The following is a 12,553-nucleotide window of genomic DNA, read 5'->3' as shown; positions in this document are numbered from 1 at the left end:
ATGTTTCCCTATAATGATGCTGACTACCTATTATCTCCTCCCTACTTCTCACATAAATAAACTATTTACTTTAGCCATTACTGTAATAGCAATATATTCTTTATCCAAAAGGTATCGTAAAATACGATACAGCGCTTCCTCCTCACATTCAAAAAAAATAAGCCAGAAACCATCAGTATATGAGTCCATATATGAAAAAAACGACTGACTAAGCTGAATAACACTTACTCCAATTTTCGTATCTTCCTTGATTAATGCATGAAGATTAATAGTAATAATTACTTAATCTAACTCCTCTCCCATAGTGCCATTAACGTAAACACTTACATTAATAATATTATCTACACTGATTTCAGAGAATAATTAAATAATTGATTTTCCCTCTCTGTCCAAGTTCTAAATGATCTTGGTGAGTAAAAATTCTAGCTACAGCTAATGTATGAGAAACCTATGGTGGCCCATTAAGGATTGAATCTGTTAAAATAATGAGAAAATAGCATGGCTATGTTTTCACTATAAGTCACACTAATGACAACTGGGTACTATTCCGAAACCGTTATCGCTGAAACAATATATGTTGTAAATGTCGACATACTAAACCTTATATTAAAATTAAACCCTAATAAGTAAAAAACACCTAATCTTCTATCAAAATAACGCCCTTCGACGATGATGCTTATTACCTATTTATTACCTCCTTCCTACTTCTCACATAAATAAATTATTTATTTTAGGCATTACTGTAATAACAATAATTCGCTTATCATAACATAAAAATACCTTTTTCCAGTATCATCCAATACAATATTAGTATAACCAGAATGGGAAGCGCTAACGCGCATCCCAATAAACTCAATTAGCTAAATTAACTAAATTTACTGACCAGGTGGAACAGTGTCGATAAGTCCAAACCAAACCTTGGAGTTTTTATTCCCTACCTGATAAGTGATATATACTGTGCCCGGTGTACCATCAGCATATGAGTCCACGTATGAAAAAATCCCCTGACCGAGCTGAATAATACTCACTCCAGCCTCCACATCTTCCTTGGTTACTGTATAAGGATCAATAGTATCCATTACTGAATATAACTTCTCAGCCATAGTACCATTAATGTAAATACTTACATTAATAATATCATCTACATCGATTGCCATTTCCGACCCTACAGAAATATAAGCATCCAATCCTCCTCCTTGAATAATTAAGTAATTAATTTTTCCTTGAAGCTCAAGTTCTAAATGAGCTTGATGAGTAAAAATTCTGGCTACAGCTAATGTTCGATCAATCTGTGGTGGCTCATTAGGAACTGAACCCATCAAATTAAAATAGCGAGAAGATGACATGACTACATTTCCAATTGTATCACTCACATAATAATACAATTCATTATCGCCAACATTCGGCACACTGGCATACGGCACTAAAGCAACTGGCTGATTTAACTGATTAATCTCACTTATTACGGCAGCTCCACTTTGCTTTTCATTATCACCTTCTCGAATCATTAAAAAGATTTTATCTTTTGGTTTAGCATTTTTATAGGATGGAACAATCACACTAAATGCTGTACTCGTATTCCCTGGAGGAGGTGTTAATTTATCTCCATCAAGTTCTAAGATATTTGGTGCTGAAAGTGTTGGTTCAAGGTCTTCTGTAATAAAAAGAATACTTGATGAAGCGTTCCTTGTGAAACCTGTCAGCTCTGTGAACATTGCAACTTCATAACCGTTATTCTGTACTATCTTTCTGGGAAAAACTTTTAGGGCAACAAAACCCCTAGAATTCGTATTAATATAGTACCTATAGCTGCCTTTCAGGTGAGTAAAAGGAAGTATTTCTTCTGTTAATTTATCCTCATTATAGACAAAAATACGCACTAATTTGCTAGTTACCAGAGGAATCTGAAAATAGGGCAATGGATCATTCTTTTTACTCTCAGCATATATATGAACAGTGAGAGAAGGATTATCTATCAGTGAAGGTTTAACATCATCGGCTACTGGAGATAAATCCTTTATCAATGAATCACCAATAATTATAGGTTCAAACGCTAAACGCGAATATCCATTTTTATTAATAGTAATCAATTTTATATTCAATTCAGCTTTTTCTTTCTCTACATCCACTGAAAATGTTAGATCGATATCACCAGCACCAAGCTCGGCAGTAACAAAAAATTTCGCAGTACAAGTATTTTTCTCTATATCTCTTAAAATATTGACTTGGCTATCAAAAAGAGTCTTTTGCGGTATATTGTGAATTATGTTAGTAGATTCAGTTACCTTATTAGTGTCATCACCGGTATAATTAACAGTAATAACAATTGGACATTCTTCTAAAACAATTGCCTTTGAAGGAATATCTGCTGTAATAGTTCCCATATTATATTAAACCTTATAATTGAAGTTACACATCTGAGGAGAAATAGCCATCTATTTTTCCTCCCGTACAATCTTTTCTTTTACTTCGGTTAATTATCTATTACTTTTTCTTACTACTCGCATAAAACCGTATAAGCACTTTTATATTTATTTTTCAGGTCTAACACATGGGCCTGAATATAGCTATTATCATTTACTTGATTTACTAATAATCCAGCCAATGTTATCCTATCATGCGATAAACCATAAGCAGGATCACCTAATAAACCTGCTGCAATAAGATTTACCTCCGATGTGTTAACCATATAATCAATTGATCGGCCTATAGCAGCTTCACGCACAGTATTCCCTCTTTTACATGAGCGAAGAGGCTGCTTTTTGTCACTAAGATCCGACGACCCAGGTTGACCAACTCCAGGCCCTGCCGGATTAGGATCAACAAATACAAAGTGGTCAATTTTCACATCAGGAATAACATATTTTACATATCGCCCAGATAATGGATGTGTAAATGTCGCAGTTAATATAGCTCTTCCTACTTTTTTAACCTCAAAAAAACCACGAGCTTGATCCACATCAATCACACTTTTATCATTTGAATCAATGACACCATCATAATCAACCATGTCTGTTTTTCCAGGTAGATACTCAGGTATAAAACGCATCTTTTCCCAACCAAAGTGTACATATTTTTTGGGTACCGGAAGAGCTGAATGAATGGATTCATCATCGTTCTTCCTAACGCGATAAGGTACTATAAAGAAATTAGCAACATCCTGCTCATTAGCCTTAATTTCCACCGTTTTATTCTTAGAACCAACAGATAAATCATTCACTTTAGCCGTTACCATAACAGCAACAAACCCGCCGCTTTTGCTATATATCTGGTACTGAGCTTTCCCATCAGCATCTGTTTTACCATCACCCACTACCTGAGTAACCAGGTTTTTGTCAGTAATGGTAACTCCCTCACTATTTGTTGCACTCCAAGCCACTGTAACACCACTTTTCGCCTGCCCGGAAAAATCTTTTACCGTGGCAGTAAAGGTGTAAGTATGCCCCTCGCCTTCTCCTTCTGTTACGTGATCTGGACTAACAGTAAGAGATGCAAGCTCATCAGGACCGACAAAACTGACGTTTTTATCTACCTTCACCGGCGTTTGTTGGTTAGCCGTTTTAGCCGACACCTGCACATCCGTCACCATCACCGTACTACTTAAGGTCGCCGTTAGTTGACCCTGGGCGTCACTCACCGGACTGCTCTGTTTCGTCAGTTTTAGCCCGTCAACCGCGGGGTCTGTCTGCCAGTCAATCTCGATCGGTTGATCCACCACCAGATTGCCATGCCCATCCTTCACCGTCGCCGTGAAGGTATAAGTATCGGTGCCGTTATTATAGAGCGGGCCCTCTTTATCCACCGTCACGTCGGTGACATGATAGCTGTCGCTCAGCTCCGCAAAGCTGACTTTACTCCCCGCTTTCACTGCCGTTGGCTGACTGGCGGTTTTCGCCGACACCTGCACATCCGTCACCGCCGCCGTGCTGGTTAACGTCGCCGTCACCTGTCCCTGCGCATTACTTACCGCGCCGGGCTGTTTCGTCAGTTTTAACCCGGCCACCGCGGGGTCTGTCTGCCAGTCAATCTCGATCGGTTGATCCGCCACCAGATTGCCGTGCCCATCCTTCACCGTCGCCGTGAAGGTATAAGTATCCGTGCCGTTGTTATAGTGCTTCTCGTCTTTATCCACATCCACCGCCACGCTGGCGACATAATAGCTGTCGCTCAGTTCCGCAAAGCTGACTTTGCTCGCCGCCTTCACCGCCGTTGGCTGACCGGTCGTTTTCGCCGACACCTGCACATCCGTCACCGCCGCCGTGCTGGTTAACGTCGCCGTCACCTGTCCTTGTGCGTTACTCACCGAATTGCTTTGTTTCGTCAGTTTTAACCCGGCCACCGCGGGGTCTGTCTGCCAGTCAATCTCGATCGGTTTATCCACCACCAGATTGCCATGCCCATCTTTCACCGTCGCCGTGAAGGTATAAGTATCCGTGCCGTTGTTGTAGCGCTTCCCGTCTTTATCCACATCCACCGCCACGCTGGCGACATAATAGCTGGTGCTCAGCTCCGCAAAGCTGACTTTACTCGCCGCCTTCACCGCCGTTGGCTGACTGGCGGTTTTCGCCGACACCTGCACATCCGTCACCGCCGCCGTGCTGGTTAACGTCGCGGTGACCTGTCCCTGCGCATTACTCACCGCGCTGGGCTGTTTCGTCAGTTTTAGCCCAGCCACCGCGGGGTCTGTCTGCCAGTCAATCTCGATCGGTTGATCCGCCACCAGATTGCCGTGCCCATCCTTCACCGTCGCCATGAAGGTATAAGTATCCGTGCCGTTGTTGTAGCGCTTCCCGTCTTTATCCACATCCACCGCCACGCTGGCGACATAATAGCTGGTGCTCAGCTCCGCAAAGCTGACTTTACTCGCCGCCTTCACCGCCGTTGGCTGACTGGCGGTTTTCGCCGACACCTGCACATCCGTCACCGCCGCCGTGCTGGTTAACGTCGCCGTCACCTGTCCCTGCGCATTACTTACCGCGCCGGGCTGTTTCGTCAGTTTTAACCCGGCCACCGCGGGGTCTGTCTGCCAGTCAATCTCGATCGGTTTATCCACCACCAGATTGCCATGCCCATCTTTCACCGTCGCCGTGAAGGTATAAGTATCCGTGCCGTTGTTGTAGTGCTTCTCGTCTTTATCCACATCCACCGTCACACTGGCGACATAATAGCTGGTGCTCAGCTCCGCAAAGCTGACTTTACTCGCCGCCTTCACCGCCGTTGGCTGGCTGGCGGTTTTCGCCGACACCTGCACATCCGTCACCGCCGCCGTGCTGGTTAACGTCGCCGTCACCTGTCCCTGCGCATTACTTACCGCGCCGGGCTGTTTCGTCAGTTTTAACCCGGCCACCGCGGGGTCTGTCTGCCAGTCAATCTCGATCGGTTTATCCACCACCAGATTGCCATGCCCATCTTTCACCGTCGCCGTGAAGGTATAAGTATCCGTGCCGTTGTTGTAGTGCTTCTCGTCTTTATCCACATCCACCGTCACACTGGCGACATAATAGCTGGTGCTCAGTTCCGCAAAGCTGACTTTACTCGCCGCCTTCACCGCCGTTGGCTGGCGGGCGGTTTTCGCCGACACCTGCACATCCGTCACCGCCGCCGTGCTGGTTAACGTCGCCGTCACCTGTCCCTGCGCATTACTTACCGCGCCGGGCTGTTTCGTCAGTTTTAACCCGGCCACCGCGGGGTCTGTCTGCCAGTCAATCTCGATCGGTTTATCCACCACCAGATTGCCATGCCCATCCTTCACCGTTGCCGTGAAGGTATAAGTATCCGTGCCGTTGTTGTAGTGCTTCTCGTCTTTATCCACATCCACCGTCACACTGGCGACATAATAGCTGTCGCTCAGTTCCGCAAAGCTGACTTTGCTCGCCGCCTTCACCGCCGTTGGCTGACTGGCGGTTTTCGCCGACACCTGCACATCCGATACCTTCACCGTGCTGGTTAACGTCGCCGTCACCTGTCCCTGTGCGTTACTTACCGCGCCGGGCTGTTTCGTCAGTTTTAACCCGGCCATCGCGGGGTCTGTCTGCCAGTCAATCTCGATCGGTTTATCCACCACCAGATTGCCATGCCCATCCTTCACCGTCGCTGTGAAGGTATAAGTATCTGTGCCGTTATTATAGAGCGGGCCCTCTTTATCCACCGTCACGTCGGTGACATGATAGCTGTCACTGAGCTCCGCAAAGCTGACTTTGCTCGCCGCTTTCACCGCCGTTTGCTGACCGGTCGTTTTCGCCGACACCTGCACATCCGTCACCGCCGCCGTGCTGGTTAACGTCGCCGTCACCTGTCCCTGCGCGTTACTCACCGCACTGGGTTGTTTCGTCAGTTTTAGCCCGGCCATCGCGGGGTCTGTCTGCCAGTCAATCTCGATCGGTTTATCCACCACCAGATTGCCATGCCCATCCTTCACCGTCGCCGTGAAGGTATAAGTATCTGTGCCGTCATTATAGAGCGGCCCCGCTTTATCCACCGTCACGCTGGTGACATGATAGCTGGTGCCAGGCTCAGTAAAACTGACCTTTTTATCCGTAGTAACGCGTTCGCCATTAATACTGACACTGACTTGTATACCAGATAATGGTGTTGTACTTGTTAATGTTGCGGTTTGTTGTCCATTTTTATCTGTTGCCTCTGAATCAGGTTTTAATTTCAATCCAGGATCTTTTTGATTCGTATCCCAAACCAATTTAGCATTTTCTATCGGTGTCTTTTTATCAGCGCCAAGCAGAGTAGCTGTGTAGATATATTTCGCTTCTCCATCAGCAATTAAAGGATCTGTTGTATTAACACTCAAAGAAATATTACGTTGCAATACATGAGTTTGTATTTGCACCCTCTGCTGATCATCTTTGCTTGTACCTGTTATAGTATAATCATTTTTTCCATCCGGCTGATATTCCGGTAACTGAATCGTATAACCATTGGTATTTTTTATAATTCCGCCATTCTTCTGGAATAATTCAGGCATATCCCAAATAATATTTTTGAGTGGCGTATCTGATTGAATTTGTATTGGTTTAATTTCACCACCGTAACCAATTATTTCTATTACAGGGACTAATAATCTAAAATGTTTCTGCTTTTTCAGATAATTCAAAATAATATTATTATTTCTTTCTACTAAGTCGTAACGACTTCCTGCCAAGCTTCGTAGTGAACCAACATTTTCTGGTGAAAGCTGTTCTGATAACGGAACACCAAATCGGTAATTCATATTCAATGAAAATATGCCATCACTTTTTCCCTCTTTCCCTAATTTATAGTCAACTCCTGCTGTGATCAGTGGAATTGGCGTATAATTTACCCCAATAGTCGCTGCATATGGATCTTTTTGTCTATTGTTCGTTCCGAATAGCGCAACATTATCACCAAAATATTGTTCATATTTTATTTTAGCGCCGAGTGACGGCATTGCCGGTAAATACATGTCGGCAATAAGGTCATAACCATTTGCAGGGCGTTCATAATAATTGGTTAAATCACGGGAGTTATGCCAGTCACTCAAACGAAAATATGCATTAGCAGACATTTTTAGATAATTGGTCCACAGTTCACCACCTAAGCTAAATCGGCTGTTATTACCTGTTAAGTCATTATCATAAAAAGTGTTCGCCCCATACATCCAGTCATTTATGAATAAACGGGTCCCAATACCTAGGTTCACCGTATCACGGCTATCTTTATGACGATATCCATATTGGCTATAAATAAGCCAATGATCTTTATCATCATAGAAAGGAACGAGTAAGTCCACAGAACTTTCATCCAGGCGTCCACGATGATCAACATTTAAATTAATTTTAGCGGTACCAAACTGTGATAACCATTTCTGAGTGTTACTGGTTATCTGACTATTTAATTTATTGACAATATAATCCTGCGCTAATTTTTTCGGATCTTTATTTAACAATCCAAGGAATTCAGGGCCACGAGATAAAATTAGAGGAGGAGTATTTTGACTATCTTCTTTATGATTCTCATCCTTATGACTATTTTCGTATAACTGAGGTATTTTTGGTTTTTCACTGCTACCGTTTTTTTCTATTGCACTTCTCTTTGATAAAAAATAACCACACCGACTCTGCTCTGATCGCTTTTTCTCTTTATGAGTAATGTTTTCATGTAATTTCTTGTTAACCGGTTCGGTTGTCTGTTTTTTTCTATCAATATCATGCTTGATAACTGCTTCTGGATGATTCTGACAATTTTCAACATTAACCAAAGGCTTTACTGATTCAGATAAAGCTGGATAACTATTTAGTATTAGTGGCATAAGCACTGTAAATAAAAAACAGGCTATTAGCACACTCTTACTTACCTTATAACTTATTACATTACGAAAAATACGATAGATGCTCATCAGTAATACCATAAAGTTGTTACCATTATATTCAGTTATAGCTAATGGGCACATTAAATGACTTGCTATAACTTTGTATAATGAAAATAAATTATCAACCGATAACCATTAGTAATCACTTAGCAAAAATCTCCACAACACAAATTATTTCCCAGAGCAACATTAATTATTTACACTATTTTTTCATCAAAACATAAGAAAAAAACCCGTTGTACAAATATTTCAACGGGTTTTATGCTTACGTATGATTATAAATTCGCACTCAATTATTGTGATTTTTCCGGTAGTTGCACTCGCACATTAATCACTCTTCCATCGGGAATATCGCATAGTTCACCATCATGGTAATAAATGACTTCCCCGTCATCATTGATTCTCTTTACTCGCTTATTTTGAGCAAATATCGGCGCATCTTTATTTTGACGATGATAGCATTCGATGGTGATATCGCCGCTAGATGGGTCTACCAATTCACAAACCCAAATCAGGTTTAATCCATTGCTATCTGCCGGGACAATAGTACCGCCATGAATTCCCCATGCCCCATCTTTTGCAAAACCATTGCAGCCGCTAATGCGATATTTCCCTGTCTCTATCCGTTCGACCGTCATACCTTCCGCTTCACGAGTTAGCTCGTAATTTCCGTCTGGATAAATACTTACTACAGGGCTGGATACTTTGAGATTGCCGTTAGTATCTGCAATGCAGTTATCATTAAAAATGGCAATAGGATTATTGTTATATTTCAATCTATCGCCAACTGTCAGTTTGGCAGATATTTTTTCGTTATAAATATCAAAATCCTGTGACCCATCATTTGGAAATCCAACGTAGGCCGTTCTTTTTGTTCCCTCAATAAACTGAAAATATGCATGTCTACCCGTGTCATATGTTACATTAAAAACACCCCCAGCCCCCTTTAAATTTGCCGATGCAGCTTCAATCTGACCCGCAGGAGAAACAGAAAATACCCGATTGTTATTAATATATGCTGCCAACTCTCCACCGATTGTTAATTTGCCAGATTTCTTTTCATTGCAAATATCAAAGTCTTGTGAACCATCACCAGGAAATCCAACGTAAGCCGTTCTTTTCGTCCCCTCAAAAAACTGAAAATATGCATGCTTACCCGTATCATGTGTTACATTAAAAACCCCCGCGTTCCCCTTTATATTCGCTGACGCTGCTTCAATCTGACCCGCAGGAGAAACAGAAAATACCCGTCTGCCATTAATATCTATAGAATATCCATAGGTATCTACGCTACCGCCACGCACAATACCTGTTTTAACGTAATTGTCATACCAATTGTAAAGCGCAAACGAGACCATTGTACCTGCCGGTCTTCCACCAGATTCAGAAGCTAATACAACCGCATTACGTTCATTTGGAATTGTCTCGACTTGTTTAAACTTAGCGTTTCCCTTTATATTCACTGACTCAGCTTCAATCAAACCTTCAGGAGAAACAGAGAAAACCCGTCTGCCATTAATATCTATAGAATATCCATAGGTATCTACGCTACCGCCACGCACAATACCTGTTTTAACGTAATTGTCATACCAATTGTAAAGCGCAAACGAGACCATTGTACCTGCCGGTCTTCCACCAGATTCAGAAGCTAATACAACCGCATTACGTTCATTTGGAATTGTCTCGACTTGTTTAAACTTAGCGTTTCCCTTTATATTCGCTGACTCAGCTTCAATCAAACCTTCAGGAGAAACAGAGAAAACCCGTCTGCCATTAATATCTATCGTATATCCGTAAGTATCTACACTACTGCCACGTACAATACCTGTTTTAATATAATTATCATACCAATTGTAAAACGTATACGAGACTATTTCACTTGTTGGTCTAGCGCCCTGCGCAGAAACTAACATTGTCGCATTACGTTCGGTGGGAAGTGTTTCAACCTGTTTAAACCTAAAATACCCTGGATAATTTCCCCCATTGTTCGATACCGCATTTTTTGCCAACTCCACCGTTTCCGTTAAACCTATATTTTTCACAAAGGCATTTTTATCAGGAATATCAGCGCCGTTCTGATCTTTTGCTAATCGGTTATTAGCGTTATCATTTACATCGGAAACAAGCTTCTGAGTGACCGCCAGGGTATTACTATTGCCTATTTTATCTGTGAGTTGAACAACACCTTTTTGTGTTAATGAGGCATTTGGTACTTCTACTGCGATTTTTTGTTCTAACGCTCTATTTAATTGGACAACCAGTTTAGCGATATCCCCATTATCCAGAACATCATCGCCAGAATATGTCGCGATAAAATTAGCTACAACAGATGTTATTGTTGACGATTGACGTAATACCTTATTGAGTAGATGTACCGTAATATTATTTGGAGGAAACCCTGTCTTCAAACTTTGATCTATTTCATATCTCTCTTGACTCACTACATTAGCATTATTACCAATAGAAAAAGCTTTAAAATCATTCGTCGGTTTCATATATTCTCCTAAAATTAAACAATATCAATTCATAATCAATACATTGAGTTATTGTAAAAATAATTTTCTGTAATTTATTACAATTATATTCTAGCTTAGAAAAGGAATAATGGCGCATTGTTGCAACTTAAATTGCCCACTATTTTTTATAATTGATCGCAATGGAAAACCAAACACCTCGAAATCAGACATGTATCAGAGATATTCCCATGCAATATATGGAAATAATCCTTTTTCATCCATTTCCGAACTGGCCATTATAATTGCAAAGCTTATTAAATTTTTTCTTACAATTTCACATCATGAAAATCACTCATCGTTCAATAACCATCAGTAATCACCTAAAGCAAAGATCAGACAAACCGAATCGTGAGGTAATAATTGCTCACCTCACGCTTAAATTCATTGTTGTATTTGCTCATTAAGAAATACACCTTTATCAGTTGAATATTCAACTTTTGAGATGCAGTTCATTTGGTCCTGATGACATTATTTTTTTAACTTTTCCGGCAATTGCACGCGAACATTAATCACGCGTCCATCAGGGATATCACATAGTTCACCGTCATTATAATAAATCACTTCTCCGTCATCATTGATTCTCTTTACTCGCTTATTTTGAGCAAATATCGGCGCCTCTTTATTTTGACGGTGATAGCATTCGATGGTGATATCACCGCTAGATGAGTTTACCGATTCACAAACCCAAATCAGATTTAATCCATTGCTATCTGCTGGGACAATAGTACCGCCATGAATTCCCCATGCCCCATCTTTTGCAAAACCATTGCAGCCGCTAATACGGTATTTCCCTGTCTCTATCCTCTCGACAGTCACCCCTTCCGCTTCACGAGTTAGCTCGTAAGTTCCATCTGGATGAATATCTACAACTGGGCTGGAAACTTTAAGGTTGCCATTAGTATCCGATTTAGCGTTACTTGTTGACCAGACTTTATACCACGGATTCCATTTATTAATGCTACCGTCACCATTGCGCGCTCTATAGTATAATTCGCTCTTCGGCAAGTATGTGGCTTGCATCATCAACTCATAACCCTTAAAAGTCCCATATCCCCCTGAAAATCTAATACCTGGACCATATACACCCGGGCCGTTTAGTCCTGCTGGATATCCAAAATATGTCGAATTTTGAGGAATATTATCAAAATTATCGATTGTAGACGCTGTATTATTCCCGACAACAACCGGCTTGGTACTAATAAATTCTAAATCGAGATTTTTTACATCAGTCGCAATTTTTTGTTCTAATGCCCGATTTAATTGGGTAGCGAGTTTAACTATATCTCCATCGTCCAAAACATCATTGCCGGAATATGTCGCGATAAAATTAGCCACAACAGATGCTATTGTCGACGACTGACGTAATACCTTATTGAGCACATGAACAGTAATATTATCTGGTGGAAACCCAGTATTCAAACTCTGACTCTCTTCATATCTTTCTTGACTGACTACATTGGCATTATTACTAATAGAAAAAGCTTTAAAATCATTCTTAGGACTCATATATTCTCCTTAGATTAAATAACACTATTTTTAACAATATATCTCCTTCATCTTTCAAGCTGCTGCTTTGTTGGCTGCTTTCTCTCACCCCAGTCACATAGTTATTTATGCTCTTGGGGATGCGTTCACTTGCCGCCACGCTGCAACTTGAAATTTATTGGGTATATTGAATTATTATAAAATAATTTTC

4 protein-coding genes are annotated in these 12,553 nt (G+C 41.4%); all 4 read right to left on the bottom strand.

Annotated features, from left to right (window positions below):
- Window positions 1-875: 875 nt before the first annotated feature.
- Window positions 876-2,384: a hypothetical protein gene (locus BDD30_RS18395; protein WP_015834672.1), complete on the bottom strand. Its 1,509-nt coding sequence runs from the start codon at window positions 2,382-2,384 to the stop codon at window positions 876-878.
- Between the two features lie 113 nt (window positions 2,385-2,497).
- Window positions 2,498-8,368, bottom strand: coding sequence for an inverse autotransporter beta domain-containing protein (locus BDD30_RS18390; RefSeq protein WP_249039940.1), 5,871 nt, complete (start codon window positions 8,366-8,368; stop codon window positions 2,498-2,500).
- A 266-nt stretch (window positions 8,369-8,634) separates the two neighbouring features.
- The gene (locus tag BDD30_RS24360) at window positions 8,635-10,836 is read right to left on the bottom strand and encodes a phage tail protein (protein ID WP_015834674.1); all 2,202 of its coding nucleotides are present in this window, start codon (window positions 10,834-10,836) and stop codon (window positions 8,635-8,637) included.
- A 489-nt stretch (window positions 10,837-11,325) separates the two neighbouring features.
- Complete coding sequence (locus BDD30_RS18375) at window positions 11,326-12,363, bottom strand: phage tail fiber protein (RefSeq protein ID WP_015834675.1); 1,038 nt, start codon at window positions 12,361-12,363, stop codon at window positions 11,326-11,328.
- Window positions 12,364-12,553 lie beyond the last annotated feature (190 nt).

The organism is Photorhabdus asymbiotica (assembly GCF_003634575.1).
Classification (GTDB): Bacteria; Pseudomonadota; Gammaproteobacteria; order Enterobacterales; family Enterobacteriaceae; genus Photorhabdus; species Photorhabdus asymbiotica.
Note: the sequence above shows the minus strand (reverse complement) of the source record. Positions and strands in the feature narration are given on the sequence as shown.